The following is a 17,867-nucleotide window of genomic DNA, read 5'->3' as shown; positions in this document are numbered from 1 at the left end:
CCACCGGATGACCACCCTCACCGCCGCGCCGCGCTGGCGCGGCACGGACTTCGGCACCCAGGTGCTGGTGCTGACCCAGCGGTCCCTGCGCACGCTGGTCAGCGACCCGCGCATGATCGTGTTCAGCATCCTCCAGCCGCTGATCATGCTGACCCTGTTCAGCCAGATCTTCGCGAGCATCGCCAACACGCCCGGCTTCCCCCGGGGCGTGGCCTACATCGACTTCCTGATGCCCGCGATCCTGGTCAACACCGCCATGCAGTCCGCGTTGCAGGCGGGTGTGGGCCTGGTCACGGACATGAAGAACGGCGTGCTGGCGCGGTTCCGCTCACTGCCCATCCGATCGGGCTCGGTGCTCGTCGCACGCAGCCTGTCCGACCTCGTCCGCACCGCCTCGCAACTGCTGCTGATGCTGGTGTTCGCGGTCGTGGTCTTCGGCTTCTCCCCCGCCGGCGGGGTGGCCGGCACCGCCGCCGCGCTCGCGTTGGCCCTGGCGGTCGGGTGGGGTCTGGGCTGGATCTTCCTGGCCATCGCGGCGTGGCTGCGCAACGCCGAGCTGATGCAGACCGTCGGCTTCCTGGCCATGTTCCCGCTGATGTTCGCGTCGAGCGCGTACGTCCCGATCAGCGGCCTGCCGGGCTGGCTGCAGGCAGTCGCCAACGTCAACCCGTTGACGTTCGCGGTGGACGCGGCGCGTTCGCTGGCGCTGGCCCAGCCCGTGACCGGCGTGGTCGGGGCGCTGGTGACCAGTGCCGTGCTCGCCGCGGCGGGGTGGGTCGCGGCGGTCAAGGGCTTCCAGCGCCCGCTCTAGTCCTTCCCCGACATCTTGCGCAGCATCGCGTTGTACGCGGCCAGGTCCGCGTCACCGTCCGCGTCCGCCCGCCGGTCCGCCCGGCGGGCGTCGCGGCTGTCCGACCTGGCCCACTGCACCAGCAACGCCACCATCACCACGATCAGCGGCAGCTCGCCGGCCGCCCACGCGATGCCGCCGCCCAGCCGCTGGTCCTCCAGCTGCGACGTCACCCACGGCAGGCCCAACGACCGGTAGAAGTTGTCGCCGATCACGGTCTGCGAGCTCATCAGCACGATGCCGAAGAACGCGTGGAACGGGATCGAGGCGAACAGCAGGCCCAGCCGTCCCAGCGGCGGCAGCCGGTTCGGCGCCGGGTCGATGCCGATCACCGGCCAGTAGAAGACGTAGCCGACCAGGATGAAGTGGGCGTTCATCGCCAGGTGCGCCCAGTGGTAGTCCAGCGCGGCGTCGAACAGCCCGGAGAAGTACAAGCCGTAGAACGAGCCGACGAACAGCGCCAACGCCACGAACGGGTTCGTCAGCACCTTCGCCACCGGCGAGTGCACGAACGCCAGCAGCCACTCCCGCGGCCCCGGCGGGTTGCCCTTGCCCGCCGTCGGCAGCGCCCGCATCGCCAACGTCACCGGACCGCCGAGCACCAGCAGGATCGGCGCCAGCATGGACAGCAGCATGTGCGCTTCCATGTGGATGCTGAACATCGCGGGCGCGTACCGGCCCACGCCGGACGACGTGGCGAACACCACGGTCAGGCAGCCCGCGACCCACGCGACCGTGCGACCGACCGGCCACGCGTCACCGCGCTTGCGCAGCCGCCGCACGCCGAGCAGGTACAGCACGCCGAGGGCGATGAAGATCGCGCCGAAGACCAGGTCGAACCGCCAGTCGAACAGCAGCCGCGACCACGTCGGCGCGCCGGCCAGGTCGTAGCCGATGCGCAGCTCCACGGTGCTGGGCAGCGCGCGGCCCTCCATCGGCGGGGGCGTCCGGCTCAGCGCGGCGGCCAGGCCGAGGGTGAGGAACATCAAGAGCACTTCGATGCCCGCGAGCTTCACCAGCGAACGCCCGGCGCCCGTGGCCACGACTTCCTTCACGCTCTTCTCGCGCTGGAAGTACCCCACGACACCCAGGACGACCAGCGCGAGCGTCTTGCCGAGCACCAGCAGGCCGTACTCGCTGCCGAACAGCTGGCTCAACGGCAGCCGCACCCACGCGTTGACCACGCCGGACACCGCCATCACGAGCCAGCAGACCAGCGCCAGCCTGGAGAACCGCGTCGTCGCCGTCCCGAGGTGGTCGCCGCCCCGCCGGCCGTGCGCCAGCAGCGCGATCAGGCCGCCGACCCACAACGCCGCCCCGATCAGGTGGTACAGCAGGCTGTTCGTGGCCACGTCGTGCGAGCCGCCGCCGGACGAGTGCCCCGTCACGGCCACCGGGATCAGGGCGAACACCGACAGGAAGAACAGCGGCACGGTCCAGCCCCACGACAGCACCAACCGGCAGCCCAGCGCCAGCAGCGCCACGATCACCGCCGTGATCATCCAGGCCTTCGACTGCTCCACCAGCCCGGCCACCTGGAACAGCACCGACGGCTCCAGCAGCGCCGTCACCGGCTGCCCCAACGCGTCGGCCACCGTGAACGGCACCGACAGCACCGCGCCCAACGTCCACACCAACGCCGCCCAGCCCGCCGTGCGCACGGCGGCGTAACCGTCGGCGGCCAGCGTGCCGCTCTCCTGCGGTGGCACCAGGAACGCCGCCAGCAGCAGCGACCCGACGGTCACCACGGCGGCCGCCTCGGTCAGCACGCGCACCACGATCAACCCGGACGCGTCACCCCCGGTGAGGACGAGCAGCGCCGCCGCGACCACCGCGGCTATCGTCGTGCCGACGATCAACAACGGGATGAGACCGGTCCGCCGGGTGCGGGAAGGCGCGTCAGTGGGCACGTGACGAGCGTAGGCGGCGCGACCGCACCACCACCAACCGCCGGACGTGCGCAGATCACACCCACTACCGTTGCCGGACGTGACCAGTTCTCGCACGGCGCTCGTGATGGCCCTCGCCTTGCTCCTGTCGGCGGGGTGCAGCTACTCCGTCAACGGGGACGCGTTGCCCCAGGCCGGGGTCACACCCACGACGTCGGCCGAACCCGCGGACGGCCCCAAGATCGCCAAGCCGCGCACGGTCGTCGGCGTGGAGCCGTGCTCCCTGCTCACCGCGGCCGACCTGAAGTCCATCGGGCCGTACAAGAAGGACCCGGCGCGCAAGGACGACGTGATCCAGGAGTCGTGCCAGTACGTGCTCGACGACGGCTCGCAGGCCGGGCGGACCGTGGTCGCCGCGCTCTACCAGAAGTACGAGCAGGTGCGGACGCGGCAGTCCAAGGGCCGCGAGGTGGTCGTGGAGGGGCACTCCACGTGGACGCTGTGCGAGTTGAGCGGCGGCGAGATGGCGTGCACCGCGACCCTGGCCGTGAACGCCAACCGCAGCGTCCTGGTGGCGATGGCGCAGGCGGGCGGCGTGCCCGAGCAGATGCTGGCCGGGATGCAGCCGCTGCTCAAGGCCGCGTTGAACCGGCTTCCGATCGCCTGAGCTCACGGGCGCGCGACCGGCGCGCCAGCGCCACGGCGGGCACCATCAGCGCGATCACGAACGCCACGAAACCCAGCGAGATCGACAGGTTGCTGGCGTGCGCGATACCGCCGACGACGGGCGGTCCGAGCAGGAAACCGGTGTAGGCGACCGTCGTGACCAGGCCGATCTCGCGCTCACCGCCCGTGCCGTCGGCGCGCCTGCCCGCGTCACCGGCCAGGTCCATGATCACCGGGAACGCGAACGCGAGGCCAAGGCCCACGAGGGCGAACCCCACGTAACCGACCGCGGGCGACACCACCAGCACGGCCAGCGCCAACCCCGCCGCCGCGACCACCGCGCCCGCCGCGAGCAGCCGGTACGGGCCGACCCGGCGTTGCGCGGGCTCGCCGAACAGGCGGGCGGTGGCCATGGCGACGGAGAACCCGGCGTACGCGGCAGCGGCGGCGGCCTCGCTCACACCCCGTTCGTTGACGAAGAACAGCGCCGACCAGTCCGACGCCGCGCCCTCGGCGATGGCGGAGAACAGGGTGATCGTCGCGAGCAGCCACAGCAGCGGTCGCTTGAGGACCGGGCGGTCGCCCTCGGCCGTGCCGGCGGTCTCGCCGGACGCCTCCGCGGTCGTGTCCGGCACGGACCTGATCACCCACGCCATCGCGACCGCGCCGATCACCGCCACGACGACCAGGTGCCGGGGCAGGCCCCAGCCGACGGCCGCCGCGGCGGCCGCGCCCAGCGAGCCGACCAGGCCGCCGACGCTGAAGCCCGCGTGGAACTGCGGCATCAGCGGCCGGTCCAGGCTCCGGGTGACGGCCACGGCGGCGACGTTCATGCCGACGTCCAGCGACGCGCCGCACGAGCCGAGCACGAACAGGACCAGGCCCAGCTGGAAGGGCGTCTCGGTCAGCGTGAGGGAGGGCACGGCCACGACGGTGACCGCCGCGCCGGCGAGGATCAGCTTCCGCGCGCCCACCCGTGCGCAGATCCTGGCCGCGAACGGCGCCGTCAGCGCCAGGCCGATGCTCGCGCCGACCAGCGCGAGGCCGAGCGTGGCCTCGGTGGCGCCCACCTGCGCCGCCAACGCGGGCATGCGTGCGGCCCAGGACAGGAACAGCGCCCCGTTGAACAGGAACACCGCGAAGACGGCGACGCGTGGTGTGGGCATGCGTTCGAGTGTGAACTAGAGCGCTTCAGAACGTCCAACCGATTACCTGGTTACGCTCATCACGTGGACCGCCCTCGGAAGCCGACGCTCGACACGGTGGCCGGCGTGGTCGGCGTGTCGCGCGCCACGGTGTCGAACGCCTACAACCGGCCGGACCAGCTGTCCGCCGCGTTGCGCGAGCGGATCCTGGAGACGGCGGCGTCCATCGGGTACGCGGGACCGGATCCGGTGGCGCGCAGCCTCGCGACCCGGCACAGCGCGGCCGTCGGGTTCATGCTGGGGCAGGGACTGTCGGCGTCGTTCGCCGACGCGGCGCTGTCGATCGTGCTGGACGGACTGGCTTCGACCGTGGACGGACACGACCACTGCCTGGTGCTGATGCCGGGGCGGGACAAGGGCGGACCGCGACCGGAGACCGTGACGCGGGCTCAGGCGGACGTCGTGGTGGCCTACTCGCTGCCCGACGACGCGCCCGCGTTGGCGGCGGTGCGGGCGCGAGGGCTGCCGTTGGTGGTGATCGACCAGCCCGTGCTGCCGGACACCGCGCGGGTCGAGGTGGACGACTTCGGCGGGGCGCGGCTGGCGGCGTCGTCGCTGTGGGAGGCGGGGCACCGGAGGTTCGGCGTGGTGACGTTCGCGCTGCACCCGGACGGGCACAGCGGCCCGGTGACGCCCGCGCGGCTGGCTTCGACGTCGTTCCGGGTGACTCGGGACCGGTTGCACGGGTACCTCGACGTGACGGGTGCGGACACCCCGGTCTGGGAGTGCACCCGGAGCAACCGCGAACTGGGCCGTGCGGGCGCCCGTGCCCTGCTCTCGACCTCACCGCGGCCGACCGCGTTGCTGTGCGCTTCGGACGAGCTGGCGTTCGGCGCGCTCCAGGCGGTGCGCGACCTGGGCCTGCGCGTGCCGGCCGACGTGTCGGTCGTGGGCTTCGACGACGTGCCCGCCGCCGAACACGCAGACCCACCGTTGACTACGGTGCGTCAACCCCTGGCCGACAAGGGCAGGCACGCGGGTGAACTGGCCCTGCGACTGCTCGACGGCGGCAGACCAGGCGAGCCGACAAGACTGCCGGTTTCCCTCGTTCCGCGCGACTCGACGGCCCCACCGAAGTGATCCACATCACTTTTTGGCCATCTTAATCACCTTCCCGCGCCTGGAAGGAAACGCGACGAGTCTTCCGGACGATGTGTCCGGTGGGGCGGCTACGCTGCTACAGCGCGTGGTCAACAGCCCCTCCAGCCTCCGTAGCTCAGTGGAGAGAGCGAGGGACTTCTAATCCCGAGGTCGCAGGTTCGAATCCTGCCGGGGGCGCAGCAGTGCAGGTGAGGACGTTGGGGCCGGTCTCCGGTCAAGATCGGCCCACGTCAAACCCAGGTGATTCACTTCTCCGGTCGGAGACCGCCGAGGCGGCCGCCGCCTGGTCGGCAGGTCCGCGGAGGAGGTGGTGTCTTGCTGACGCCGGTGAGCCGCCCGAGTAGTCCGCCGGTCGACGATCATGGTTGGGTCGAGTGGTCTCGTCGGCTAGGACAGCAGAGGGTTCGCCATGATCCACGACGTCGTGTTGTTCCACTCGGTCCTCGGGCGGCGGCCCAGTGTCCTCCAGTGGGCGGAGGACCTGAGGGCCGCGGGACACCGGGTGCACACGCCCGACCTGTTCGACGGTGAGACGTATGACGACATCGACGACGGCATGCGGAAGGTCGAGGCGTTGGGGGCGCGACTGCGGGAGCGGACGCTCGCGGCCGTGGCCGGATTGCCGTCGGGGATCGTGGTCGCGGGCTTCTCGATGGGGGCCGCGGTGGCGGTGGACGTGGCGACCTTGGTGCCCGGGGTGCGGGCGGCGGTGCTCATGAACAGCGTGCCGGTGCCGGACGGGCCGTGGCCGGACGGGGTGCCGGCACAGCTGCACTTCACCGAGGGGGACCCGTGGGTCGGTCCGACCGATCTTGAACGGTTCCGCGCGGCGGCTGAACGGGCTGGTGCGGCGCTAGACGTGCACGTCTACCCCGGCGGCAAGCACATGTTCGGCGACGCGGACTACCCCGAGTACGAGCCGGAGCCGGCCGAGCTCATGCGCGTCCGGGTCCTCGACTTCCTGGCCCGGATCGGCGAGTAGGCCGCGTTCGCGAGGTGAGGCGCGCCACGGCTATCCGATCACGATGGTCGCCCGGCACGTGGCGGACGGCGCGAAGGGTCCGAGGGGCGTGCCCCTCGGACCCCACGACAGTCCTTTTAGGACAGGCGCGCGACACCGCCGTACATCCGGCGCACGGACTCGCCCTGCTCGACCCCCGGCTGCCACCGGCCGACGGGGACGAGGCCCGGCGCGGTGAGGGTGAAGCCGTCGAACAGCTTCTCGATCTCGGGGAGATCGCGGAACACCATCGGGGCCGTGGCGTTCTTGTAGCTGTCCTCCATCTTCGCCCGTTCCTCGGCGGGCGAGTCGTGGGTGCTCAGGTGCGACAGCGCGAGGTAGGAGCCCGGCGCCATCCGGTCGCGGAAGGCCGCCACCAGCTCGCCCGGCCGCTCGCTGTCCTTCACGAAGTGGAAGACGGCGATGAGCAGGACCGCCACCGGCTTCGAGAAGTCGATGACCTCGGCGGTCTCCGGGTGGTCCAGGATCGCCTGCGGGTCGCGCAGGTCCGCGGTGATGATCCGGGTGAGCTTCCGGTCTTCCTCGGACAGCAGGGTCTGCCCGTGGGCCGCGACGATCGGGTCGTTGTCCACGTAGACGACCCGCGCGTCGGGCACCGCACGGCGGGCGACCTGGTGCGTGTTCTCCTGGCTCGGCAGTCCCGCGCCGACGTCGATGAACTGGGTGATGCCGCAGTCCTCGGCGAGGTGGCGCACCACGCGGCCGAGGAAGTTGCGGTTCTCCCACACCACGTCGCGGGTGAGGCGCTCCCCGACCTTGGCGATCACCTGCTCCGCGGCGGCCCGGTCGATCTCGAAGTTGTTGTCGCCGTGCAGGAAGTAGTCGTACATGCGTGCCGGTGACGGCCGGTCGAGGGAGAGGTGGTCGTCAGTGGGCATCGGAACTCCTTGCACTAGGGGGGTCAGCCCTTGACGGGGCTGCTCTGGTGTGAGACGAGCCGCAACTTGCCCGGCGCCTCCCGGAGGATCACCCAGGTGGACCGGAGCTCGTGCTCCGGCGCGATGTCGGTGGCACCCGCGAACACCACCCCGCCGCCGGTGGTGAGCAGGGCGACGTCGTCGGCGATGAAGTCCAGCGACAGCGCCCAGCCGCGCACGCGCGAACCCTTGAACACGCCGGCGAAACCGGCCGTCAGGTACTCGCGGATCTCCTCCCGGCCGCACAGCTGGTCGTCGCCGATCAGCTCGCTGCCGTTCTCGGTGAAGATGTCGGCGAAGGCGTCGGCGTCGTTGGCGGCCCAGGCCGCCTGGATCCGCAGCGGCACGGTGAGGACGGCCTTCTGCGCCGGGCTGGTGAAGGCGCCGTAGTAGTCGGGGTCGTCGGCCACGCCCGCTTCGGCGAGGATCTCGGCCGCGTCACCCCAGGAACTCGCACTCGTGGTCATCTGGTCACCGCCGCAGGTCGTGCCCGCACCACGCGGGCTTTCCGGGAGCCGACGAGCCGTCGCCCGCCGTTGTGCCGCACCGCGATCCACGTCCTCACCCGCGGACCGCACGACGTCAACCGCCGTCGGCGAACCCGCGGGCACCATGGGATCTCCGTCCGTACAAGCACCGATCCCCATCGTCCTCCGCCTGCGCGCGCCGTCGCATCTCCGGACTTGCGAAATGCCCGCTGCCGCGGTCGAAAGTCGGTCACAACTTCGGCAATTACGGAGACGCCGGCGTCTCGTGGCCTGGTCCATGCTGGGTTTTCACCCAAGGAGGAGTGGATGTACGACTACGTGATCGTCGGCGCCGGCTCGGCGGGATGCGTCCTCGCCGCTCGGCTGAGCGAGGATCCCAATGTCACCGTGTGCCTGGTCGAAGCCGGGCCGGCCGACAAGTCCCAGAACATCCCGGTGCCTGCCGCCTTCGGCAAGCTGCTCCGCACTAACCTCGACTGGGACTACAGCACCCACGAAGAACCACAGCTGAACCGCCGCCGGATCTACTTACCCCGCGGGAGGGTGCTCGGCGGGACGAGCTCCATCAACACGATGATCTACATCAGGGGCAACCGGCTGGACTTCGACGAGTGGGGCCAGCCCGGCTGGAGCTACGCCGACCTGCTGCCGTACTTCATCAAGTCCGAGGACAACGAGCGCGGCGCGTCGCCCTACCACGGGGTCGGCGGTCCGCTCTCGGTCGCGGACAACCGGGCGCGCAACGCGATGTCGACGGCGTTCATCGACGCCGCCGTCGAGGCGGGCCACCCGGCGAACGACGACTTCAACGGCGACTCCCAGGACGGGTTCGGCTACTTCCAGCTGACCCAGCGCGACGGCAGCCGGGCCAGCACGGCCAGCGCGTACCTGCACCCGGCCCTGTCGCGGCCGAACCTCACGGTGGAGACCAACCTGCAGGTCCACCGGGTGCTCGTGGAGAACGGCCGGGCGACCGGCGTGGTCGGCGAGCGGCTCGACGAGCAGGTGACGATCCGCGCCGAGCGCGAGGTGATCCTCTCCGGCGGCGCGTACAACTCGCCGCAACTGCTGATGCTGTCCGGCATCGGGCCCGCGTCGCTGCTCAGCGCGCTGGGAGTGCCCGTGGTGGTCGACTCGCCCCAGGTCGGCCAGAACCTGCAGGACCACGCGCTCATCCCGCTGATCTACGCCCACGAACACCCGATCAGCATGCTCGCCGCGGCCACACCGGAGAACTTCGAGCTCTACGCGAACGAGCACACCGGACCCCTGACCTCGAACGGGCCGGAGGCGGGCGGCTTCGTGCGCACCAAGGCGAACCTCGCCGCACCGGACGTGGAGTTCCTGTGCGCGCCGGTCATGTTCGCCGACAGCGGCCTCGGCACGCCGACGCACCACGCGCTGTCCTACGGCCCGTCGATGCTCAGCCCGGTCAGCCGGGGCAGCGTCACGCTGGCCTCGGACGTCCCGACGGCCAAGCCCAAGATCGTGCACAACTACTACGCCGAGGAGGCGGACCTGGACAACGCGGTCGATGCGCTGCGGATCGGCCTCGACATCGCCCGCCAGGACGCGCTGGCGCGCTACACCGGCACGCCGTACCTGGTGCCCGACTCGGACTCCGACGCGGACCTGCGCGCCTTCGCCCGCCAGTACACCCACTCGATCTTCCACCCGTCCTCGACGTGCGCCATGGGCGAGGTCGTCGACGCGGAGCTGCGGGTGATGGGCGTGGACGGGCTGCGCGTGGTGGACGCCTCGGTGATGCCGAAGGTCGTCCGGGGCAACCCCAACGCCCCGGTGATCGCGGTGGCCGAGAAGGCCGCCGACCTCATCGCCGGTGCGCTGCCGCACCGCGTCGAGACGGCGGCCTGACCCGAGCGGACCCCGTGGTGGGCCATCCCCGACCAACCGGTCGAGGATGGCCCACCGCGGCGTGTCCCGGTGGCTCGGACCAGTGATCGTCAACGCGGAACGGGTGGCGCCGGGGCTGGTCCACGCCCCGGCGCCACCCGTTTCCGCCTGTGCCGTCAGAAGCGCAGGACCGCGCGGAAGCGCACCTCCCCCGCGGCCACCCGGCCGACCGCCTTGGCGGCCTCCGACGCGTCGTGGACCTCGACCTTCGGCGTCACCGCGCCGCCCGCCACCAGGTCCAACGCCTCACGCAGGTACGGCAGGCCGTTGTGGGTGGAGCCGATGATGCGGTGCCGCTGGGTGAAGAACGGCTGCATCGGGTTCGGCGCCAGGTCGAAGCCCTGCGAGTTGTCGAACCCGGTGAGCACCAGGCGGCCGTCCGGGCGCAGGCCGAGCAGGCTGTCCGACGCGGCCCGGTAGGAGCTGCCCACCGCCAGCACCACGTCCGCGCCACCCGCCTCGGCCAGCTCGGCGCCGGTGCCGACCACCACGTCCGCACCCAGTTCGCGCGCGAGCGCGTGCTTGTCGGGCGAGTGCGTGACGGCGACCGTGTCGTGGCCGCACGCCTTGGCGAACTGCAGCGCGAGGTGCCCGACCGCGCCGATCCCGAGCACCGCGACCCGCTCACCCGGCTGCGGATCCGCCTGCCGCAGCGCGCTCCAAGCCGTGTACCCCGCGCACATCACGGGGGCGGCGTGCTCGTAGGAGAGGCCGTCGGGCAGGAGCACGGTCGCCGCCGCGGCGGCGAGCACGTACTCGGCGTGCCCGCCCGCGACGGTGAACCCGGTGACCACCGGCGCGGTGCAGTTCAGCGCGGTCTGGCCGGTCACCGGTAAGTCGAGCTTGCAGTACCCGCAGCGTCCGCAGCCGGCCTGCACCCAGGTGGTGCCGACCCGGTCCCCGACCTCCCGGGACGTCACGCCGGGCCCGACCGCGACGACCTCGCCGACGGGTTCGTGCCCGGTGACCGCCGGGGACACCGCGGGGAACGGGAGCACGCCCTGCGTGGCCAGCACGTCGTTGAAGCAGACGCCCGACGCGTGCACCTTGATCAACACTTGGCCGGGGCCCGGGGTGGGCGTGGGAACCTCACGCAGTTCCCATTCCAGTCCCGGTCCGGGGATGACCGCTGCCTTCATGTCCCTCACCTCTGCCTGTTGGTGACGGCGACGCGGCGCCGCCGGTTCGCTGTCCGCTCCAGCCACCACTGCGCGATCAGCAGGTTGATGACGATCCCGATCCAGCTGGCGGCCTCGAGGATCGGCGGCAAGGCGTCCGGGGTGAAGCCGGGGAACGCGGGCGCCGCGATGACCATGACCCGACCCTCGATGATCTGCAGGCACAACGCGAAGCTGTAGATCATCCACCGCCGGTGCTCAGCGTAACGCCGCTGCCGCACCATCCGGTAGCCGGCGATCGTCGTGCCGAGCCACAGGATCCCGCCGACCGCGTTGCCCACCGGCCCCACGGCGAACGGCGTGATGACCAGCGCGAGCAGGCCGGACGGGAGGACGCCGGCGAACACGTACAACCGCCCGCTCCACCGGTGCACGACAGGGTGCCGACGCCGCAACCAAGGCCACACCTGAAGCACCACCGTCACCATCGCGACCGTGCCGAAAGCTATGTGCGCCACCAAGAACGGGTAGTGCAGCGGGAAGCCTTCGGACAGTGCGATCCGGGACCGCGCGGGGTCCAACGTCACGTACACCGGTAGGGAGATGAAGAGGAACGCCGCGACGAGGAGTGCCAACGGCACCATCCACGGTCGCCGCCACAGGCTCGTCCGCCTCGGCACGGCGCCGTCCGTCCCGACTGGATCAGCCGAAACGTCGATCCGCTGTGTGGAGGTCACGATTCTTCCTTCCCTTTTGGGCACACGACATCCCAGCCTTGCCGAATCGGACATCCGGGACTTCTTCAGGAGTGCGGACAACCGCAGCGAAGAGGGCAACAACGAAGATGCCGTGCGGTGCCGCGGCAGCACAGGATGGTGCCCAGGCGCCACTGTGGACCCGGTCCAGAACGGACTCTCGCGCCGCACCGGCGATTCGCCGTCAGGCGGCGCGGTGGCAGGTGGCACGTGGCCCGCCCGTCAACGAACGGCACGATCAACGGCTGAGGAGCATTGATGCGCGTCCTGTTCGCGGTGTGGCCGGCAACGGCACACCTGCACCCGTCCGTCTCGCTGGCCTGGGCGCTCAAGGCCGCCGGGCACGAGGTGCGGGTGGCCTCGACCGCGTTGATAGCCAAGCAGATCGCCGCCGCAGGGCTCTCCGCCGTGTCGATCGGCGACCAGGAGCGGATGCTGCCGCCCATGGGCGCCGGCAACCCCGACCTGTGGGCCGCCGCCGACGAGCTGTCCCCGCTGACCGAGGTCCTCACCAGCGACGACCCGGCCGACCGCTACCCGTGGGAGCACTTCCGCCAGTTCATGCTGCCCTGCGTGTGGAACTTCCACCCGACCGACCCGGCGGTGGCGCTGGAGCGCTCCGGGCTGCCGGACCTGGTGAGCTTCGCCAAGGCCTGGCGCCCGGACCTGGTGATCTGGGACCCGTGCTGGCCCTCGGCCGCGGTGGCCGCCAAGGCCAGCGGCGCCGTGCACGCGCGACTGCTCTGGGGCCACGACATGTTCGCGTGGACCAGGGACCGCTGGGCGGAGCGCAACAGCCTGCCCGGCGTCGACCTGGGTCCCGATCCGCTGGAGCGGTACGTGGCCCCGCTCGCCGACCACTACGGCGTCAAGGTCGACGACGACCTCCTGCTCGGGGACATCACGATCGACCCGGCCCCGCAGGGGATGCGGCTGCCGACCCACCGCTCGCGCGTGTCGATGCGCTGGGTGCCCTACAACGGCGCGGACACCGTCCCCGAGTGGCTGTACGGGCCGGCGGAGCGGCCGCGGATCGCGCTGTGCCTCGGCGCGTCGATGCGCCAGTTCGGCAACGGTCACGAGGAGCTCATGGCCGCGATCCACGGCCTGGTGGGCGACATGTTCGAAGCGGTGTCCGAGTTGGACGTCGAGCTGGTCGGCACGCTCAACGAGGCGCAGCTGCCCAAGGGCAAGCCGATCCCCGACAACGTGCGCACCGTCGAGTACATCCCCCTCGACCAGCTCCTGCCGAGCTGCTCGGCGCTCATCCACCACGGCGGCGTCGGCACCTGGGCGGCCGCGGTGGCGCTCTCGGTGCCGCAGATCATCCCGGTCGAGCCGTGGGGCATCGAGTCGCCGATCACCGGCCCGTACATGGCCGAGCGCGGGGCGGGCATCGCGATGAACCGCGCGGAGCTGTCCGTCGAGGACATCCGCAAGCAGATCTTCGACGTGGTGTCGAACCCCTCCTACCTCGAGGGCGCGAAACGGGTCCACCACGAGTGGATGTCCGCGCCGAGCACGCACGACGTCGTGCCCCTGTTGGAGAAGCTCACCGCTGCGCACCGGAACTCCTGAGCTGAGGACGGCGCATGGACAACAAGGTCGGAGACCGCGCGCTCGTCCTGGGCGGCAGCATGGCGGGCATGCTCGCCGCGCGGGTGCTCGCCGAGGCCTACGCCGAAGTGGTGGTCGTGGACCGGGACGAGCTCGTCGGCGTGGCCGGGGTGCGGCGGGGCGTGCCGCAGGGCAGGCACGTGCACGGCCTGCTCGCCCGCGGCCTCATCGTGCTCGACGAGCTGTTCCCCGGCTTCACCGACGGCGTGCGCGCCGCGGGGGTGAAGGTCGGCGACATGGGCCGTGACCTGCGCTGGCACTTCAACGGCGAGCGGCTCGCGCCGGTCGAGACCGGGCTGTTCGTCGCGGGCGGCGACCGGCCGACGCTCGAGCACCACGTGCGGACCAGGGTGGCCGCGATCCCGAACGTGCGCTTCGTCGAGGGCCACGACGTGGTCGAGCCGGTGTTCTCGCCCGACAACAGCCGGGTCGTCGGCGCGCGGATCCAACGGCGGGCCGAGGGCAGCACCCCGGAGACCGTGACCGCGGACCTGGTGGTGGACGCCACCGGCCGCGGCTCGCGCACCCCGTCCTGGCTCGAGTCCGCGGGCTACCCGCGGGTCGAGGAGGAGCGGGTGAAGATCGGCCTCGCCTACTGCACCCGCCGGTTCGCGCTGTCGTCGGACCACTTCGGCGGCGACGTGTCGGTCAACCCGGTCGCGACCCCCGGCCACCGGCGCGGCGGGTTCCTCACCATCGTGGGCGAGGACCGCTGGGCGCTGTCGCTCACCGGGATCTTCGGCGACCACGCCCCGACCGACCCGGACGGGTTCCTCGCCTTCGCCAAGTCGCTGCCGGTGCCCGAGGTGTACGAGGCGGTGCGCGACGCCGAGCCGCTCGACGACCCGGTGTCCTTCCAGTTCCCCGCGAACGCCCGCAAGCGGTACGAGCGGATGCCCCGGTTCCCGGCGGGCCTGCTGGTGCTCGGCGACGCCGTGTGCACCTTCAACCCCGTCTACGGGCAGGGCATGACGACCGCCGGGCTCCAGGCGCTGACGCTGCGCGAGCACCTGCGGCAGGGCACGATGCCGCAGGCGCGGGCGTTCTTCGCCGACATCGCCAAGGTGCTCGACGCGCCGTGGGACATCGCCGCGGGCGGCGACCTGGCCTACCCCGACGTGGTCGGGCCCCGTCCGCTCAAGGCGCGGATGGGCAACTCGTACATGCCGAAGGTGCAGGTCGCGGCCACCCGTGACCCGCAGGTCGCCCGGGCGTTCCTCCGGGTGGCCGGGTTGGTCGACCCGCCGACCGCGCTCATGCGCCCGGGGCTCGCGCTGCGCGTGCTCCGGCAGTCGAAACCGGCCGCCGGGCCCTCGAACCGGCGGGTGGCGTAGCACCGGACCGGCGGGCCCTGCCCACGATCGGGCAGGGCCCGCCGGATTTCCCGACCCAGTCCTGTTCGGCGCGTCTGCTCGTGCTGTTCCCGTTGCGGGACAAGGAGAAGAGGTGACCGCGGATCGCGCGGTCACCTCTTCGTCCACTCGGGGCAGGGGGTTCCTACGCCTCGATGTTGGTCGCCTCGTCGGAGGTGGCCTTCTTCTCGTCCGAACCGGACTCGGCGGTGTCCGCCTCGGCCGCGCCGGCCGCCGGGACGTGGCGGAGCAGGGTCACCGCCAGCACGGCGACGACCGCGACGATCGCCGCGCACACGGCGGCCGCAGTGCCGAAACCGGCCGTGAACGCCTCCCGGGCCGAGGCGACCAGCGACGCGCCCGCCTCGGCGGGCAGTTCCGCCGCCGCGGTGGTGGCGCCCGACAAGGTGTTGCCCGCCTCGGCGGCGCCCTCGGGCAGCGGGGTGTCCGCCATCCGGCTCCGGTAGACCGCCGCGCCGATGCTGCCCATCACCGCGACGCCGAGCGCCATGCCGAACTCGATGTTGGTCTCGGAGATCGACGACGCCGAGCCCGCCTTCTCGCTCGGCGCGGACGACACGATCAGGTCGACGCCGAGGCCCGCGATCGGCGCCCCGCCGAAGAACGCGACCGACAAGCCGACCACCGCGAGCGTGATCCCGCCCGTGGCGCTCACCTGCGAGACGATCAGGAAGCCGACGATCGCGATCACCAGGCCGCCCGCGATCACGAAGGCCGGCCGGATCGTGCGGACCAGCATCGTCGCCAGCACCACGCCGATCATCTGCGCCGCGGTGTGCGGCAGCATCCAAAGACCGGCCTGCAGCGGCGACATGTCCTGCACGTCCTGCAGGTACACGGCGAACAGCAGGGTGCTCCCGCCGACGGTGAGGACGCCGAGCAGCATGATGCCGAGCGCGCCGCTGAAGGCGCGGTTGGCGAACAGCGACACCTCCATCAGCGGGTTGGGGAGCTTGCGCTGCCTGCGCACGAACAGCACGCCGAACACGACACCGAGGACGACGGCCACCAGCGGCACGACGGCGAACCCGTCCTTGGCGAACTCCTTGAGGCCGTAGATGACCGGCAGGATCGCCGCCAGCGACAGCGCGACGCTGGCCAGGTCGAGCTTGCCGCCGGCGGGGTCGCGGTGCTCGGGCAGCAGCACGGGCGCGGTCACCAGCAGGAGGATCATGACGGGCACGCCCATCAGGAACACCGAGCCCCACCAGAACCACTGCAGCAGCGCGCCGCCGATCACCGGGCCGATCGCCGTGCCGCCCATGAAGCACGCCATCCACACGCCGATCGCCGCGGCGCGCTGCTTGCCGTCGGTGAACATCGTGGTGATGAGCGAGAGCGTGGACGGCATGAGCGTCGCGCCCGCGATGCCGAGCAGCGCCCGGGTCGCGATCAGCATCTCGGCCGACGTCGAGTAGGCCGCCAGCACCGAGGCCGCGGCGAAGGCGACCGCGCCGATCATCAGCAGCTTCCGCCTGCCGATGCGGTCGCCGAGCGTGCCCATGGTGACCAGGAACCCGGCGATCATGAAGCCGTAGATGTCCATGATCCACAGCTGTTGCGCGCCGTCGGGCGCCAGGTCCGCGCTCAGGTTGGGCAGGGCGAGGAACAGGACGCTGAAGTCGAGCGCCAGCAGGATGGTGGGCAGGGCCAGCACGGCCAGTCCCAGCCACTCCTTGCGCCCGGCCAGGGCGCCGGACTCGGTCGGTGTGGTGTCCATGATCGTTCCTTTCCAGCGATCGCCGTCGTCAGAAGCGCCAGCGGGTGGGCGCGAACTTGTCGCTGGTCGGGAAGCCGAACACGGTGGCGGGCTCGACCTCGTAGACGGCGAACGGGCCGTCGCCCGCGGTCGGTGCCGCGTAGGGGGCGGTGAACGCGGCGTCCACGATGGTCACCGGCCAGCCGTACTTCGCCTTGTACTCGGCGGCGACGTTCTTGAGCTGCTGGGGATCGGTGACCCGCACGGCCTTGCCCTCGATGACCAGGTCCATGTCGTCGCACGTCGCCGCGATCGAGCAGTGGGCGTCGGCGTCGAGGTTGCGGCTCTTGCGGGCGCCCGGGTCCGACGAGAGGTACAGCGCGTCGCCCACCCAGACCGCGAGCACGGGCCGCATGTGCGGTCGTCCGCTCGGGTGGCTCGTCGCGGTCCAGTACGACCGCGCCCCGGCCAGCCGCTCGCGCGCCTCCGCCCACGGCGCCGGCCTGCCCCCGTCGGTGCCCAGCACCTGCGCGGAGGCCGGCTCGTTGACATTCACCGTCGTTGCTCCTCTCGGACTTTCTCTCGGATGCGGGTGGTCAGGCGGGGTAGGGAGACGCCAAGCGCGCGTCGCGCAGTGCCACGGCCCACCAGACCAGCTGGTCGAGGGTCGTGTCGACGGCCGCGTTGCACTCGGCCGTCGGTTTCGGCCACGTGCCGTCCGTGTTGAAGTAGGTCCAGTAGTCGGCCAGCGCCACGGTGTCGCGCACGGTCGTGGCGTGCAACTCGGTGAAGATCTCTCGCAGTTGCCGGGTGGCGTTGAGGCCGCCGTTGTCCCGGCCGTAGGAGATGATCGTGACCGGTTTGGCCTGCCACTCCCGGCAGAACCAGTCGATCACGGTCTTCAACGGGGCCGGGAAGCTGCGGTTGTACTCGGGGGTGACGACCGCGAACCCGTCGGCGCGGTCGAGCCTGCCCGCCAGGGCGCGCACGGCGAGCGGCGGGGTGGTGTCCTCGTCGGCCAGCCGGTCGGGCAGGCGCGTCTCGGCGAGGTCGATGACGTCGACGTCGACGTCGTGCCTGCGGCGCGCCTTGGCGCTGACCCACTCGGCGACGGTGGGCCCGAACCGGCCGACCCGCGTGCTGCCGATGATGACCGCGACGCGGAGGCGGTGGCTCTCGGACATCGGGTGGACTTCCTCGTCGTCGGCTCGGTGGTCGTCGTGCCCACCATGCGACCCGGGCCCTACGGTCGGC

General features: G+C 71.5%; 15 protein-coding genes, 1 tRNA gene and 1 pseudogene. 8 read left to right on the top strand and 9 right to left on the bottom strand.

Annotation, left to right across the window (positions count from 1 at the left end; all coding sequences use genetic code 11):
- Positions 1 to 7: 7 nt before the first annotated feature.
- On the top strand, positions 8 to 811 hold the full coding sequence (locus AB0I91_RS37100) for an ABC transporter permease (protein ID WP_498786129.1): 804 nt from the start codon (positions 8 to 10) through the stop codon (positions 809 to 811).
- Here AB0I91_RS37100 and AB0I91_RS37095 read toward each other — a convergent pair.
- Positions 808 to 2,760, bottom strand: coding sequence for a bifunctional copper resistance protein CopD/cytochrome c oxidase assembly protein (locus tag AB0I91_RS37095; RefSeq protein WP_498786407.1), 1,953 nt, complete (start codon positions 2,758 to 2,760; stop codon positions 808 to 810). The genes AB0I91_RS37100 and AB0I91_RS37095 overlap by 4 nt on opposite strands.
- A gap of 79 nt (positions 2,761 to 2,839) precedes the next feature.
- On the opposite strand from AB0I91_RS37095, the gene AB0I91_RS37090 reads away from it, so the two are divergent.
- Positions 2,840 to 3,406, top strand: a complete 567-nt coding sequence (locus tag AB0I91_RS37090) for a DUF3558 family protein (protein WP_498786405.1) — start codon at positions 2,840 to 2,842, stop codon at positions 3,404 to 3,406.
- 262 nt (positions 3,407 to 3,668) lie between these two features.
- On the opposite strand, the pseudogene AB0I91_RS37085 reads toward AB0I91_RS37090, so the two are convergent.
- A pseudogene (locus AB0I91_RS37085) lies at positions 3,669 to 4,496 on the bottom strand (MFS transporter); the annotation flags it as partial.
- A 138-nt stretch (positions 4,497 to 4,634) separates the two neighbouring features.
- Here AB0I91_RS37085 and AB0I91_RS37080 point away from each other — a divergent pair.
- The 3 genes from AB0I91_RS37080 (at position 4,635) to AB0I91_RS37070 (ending at position 6,693) form a co-directional block, all read left to right on the top strand.
- Positions 4,635 to 5,690, top strand: coding sequence for a LacI family DNA-binding transcriptional regulator (locus tag AB0I91_RS37080; RefSeq protein ID WP_498786403.1), 1,056 nt, complete (start codon positions 4,635 to 4,637; stop codon positions 5,688 to 5,690).
- Between the two features lie 125 nt (positions 5,691 to 5,815).
- Positions 5,816 to 5,888 (top strand) — tRNA-Arg (locus tag AB0I91_RS37075).
- 232 nt (positions 5,889 to 6,120) lie between these two features.
- Positions 6,121 to 6,693, top strand: coding sequence for a dienelactone hydrolase family protein (locus AB0I91_RS37070; protein WP_498786375.1), 573 nt, complete (start codon positions 6,121 to 6,123; stop codon positions 6,691 to 6,693).
- A gap of 116 nt (positions 6,694 to 6,809) precedes the next feature.
- Here the strand turns inward: AB0I91_RS37070 and AB0I91_RS37065 are convergent, their stop codons facing one another.
- Together AB0I91_RS37065 and AB0I91_RS37060 are read right to left on the bottom strand one after the other, a co-directional pair.
- Positions 6,810 to 7,610, bottom strand: a complete 801-nt coding sequence (locus AB0I91_RS37065; RefSeq protein ID WP_498786373.1) for an SAM-dependent methyltransferase — start codon at positions 7,608 to 7,610, stop codon at positions 6,810 to 6,812.
- Positions 7,611 to 7,633: 23 nt separating this feature from the next.
- A complete protein-coding gene (locus AB0I91_RS37060; protein WP_498786371.1) occupies positions 7,634 to 8,116 on the bottom strand; it encodes an SgcJ/EcaC family oxidoreductase in 483 nt (160 codons plus the stop codon).
- Between the two features lie 327 nt (positions 8,117 to 8,443).
- On the opposite strand from AB0I91_RS37060, the gene AB0I91_RS37055 reads away from it, so the two are divergent.
- Complete coding sequence (locus AB0I91_RS37055) at positions 8,444 to 10,012, top strand: GMC family oxidoreductase (RefSeq protein ID WP_498786369.1); 1,569 nt, start codon at positions 8,444 to 8,446, stop codon at positions 10,010 to 10,012.
- 155 nt (positions 10,013 to 10,167) lie between these two features.
- Here the strand turns inward: AB0I91_RS37055 and AB0I91_RS37050 are convergent, their stop codons facing one another.
- Together AB0I91_RS37050 and AB0I91_RS37045 are read right to left on the bottom strand one after the other, a co-directional pair.
- On the bottom strand, positions 10,168 to 11,190 hold the full coding sequence (locus tag AB0I91_RS37050) for an alcohol dehydrogenase catalytic domain-containing protein (protein WP_499641031.1): 1,023 nt from the start codon (positions 11,188 to 11,190) through the stop codon (positions 10,168 to 10,170).
- A gap of 5 nt (positions 11,191 to 11,195) precedes the next feature.
- Positions 11,196 to 11,906 carry a DUF2306 domain-containing protein gene (locus AB0I91_RS37045; protein ID WP_498783584.1) on the bottom strand — a complete coding sequence of 237 codons (711 nt, stop codon included), beginning with the start codon at positions 11,904 to 11,906 and terminating at the stop codon, positions 11,196 to 11,198.
- Positions 11,907 to 12,182: 276 nt separating this feature from the next.
- On the opposite strand from AB0I91_RS37045, the gene AB0I91_RS37040 reads away from it, so the two are divergent.
- Entirely contained in the window at positions 12,183 to 13,502 is a 1,320-nt protein-coding gene (locus tag AB0I91_RS37040; RefSeq protein ID WP_498783586.1) for a nucleotide disphospho-sugar-binding domain-containing protein, read from the top strand.
- 14 nt (positions 13,503 to 13,516) lie between these two features.
- On the top strand, positions 13,517 to 14,875 hold the full coding sequence (locus tag AB0I91_RS37035) for an FAD-dependent oxidoreductase (RefSeq protein ID WP_498783588.1): 1,359 nt from the start codon (positions 13,517 to 13,519) through the stop codon (positions 14,873 to 14,875).
- Between the two features lie 163 nt (positions 14,876 to 15,038).
- Here AB0I91_RS37035 and AB0I91_RS37030 read toward each other — a convergent pair whose 3' ends face one another.
- From AB0I91_RS37030 to AB0I91_RS37020, 3 genes are read right to left on the bottom strand one after another with little or no spacing between them, the layout of a single operon-like run.
- Positions 15,039 to 16,634, bottom strand: a complete 1,596-nt coding sequence (locus AB0I91_RS37030) for an MFS transporter (RefSeq protein ID WP_498783590.1) — start codon at positions 16,632 to 16,634, stop codon at positions 15,039 to 15,041.
- A gap of 28 nt (positions 16,635 to 16,662) precedes the next feature.
- A complete protein-coding gene (locus AB0I91_RS37025; RefSeq protein ID WP_498783592.1) occupies positions 16,663 to 17,169 on the bottom strand; it encodes a pyridoxamine 5'-phosphate oxidase family protein in 507 nt (168 codons plus the stop codon).
- A gap of 40 nt (positions 17,170 to 17,209) precedes the next feature.
- Positions 17,210 to 17,797, bottom strand: coding sequence for an NADPH-dependent FMN reductase (locus AB0I91_RS37020; RefSeq protein WP_498783594.1), 588 nt, complete (start codon positions 17,795 to 17,797; stop codon positions 17,210 to 17,212).
- Positions 17,798 to 17,867 lie beyond the last annotated feature (70 nt).

Origin of the sequence: Actinosynnema sp. NPDC049800 (assembly GCF_040656635.1) — a bacterium.
In the GTDB taxonomy this organism is placed as follows: domain Bacteria; phylum Actinomycetota; class Actinomycetes; order Mycobacteriales; family Pseudonocardiaceae; genus Actinosynnema.
The sequence above is the reverse complement of the archived record's forward strand: the minus strand, read 5'-3'. Positions and strand labels throughout refer to the sequence as shown.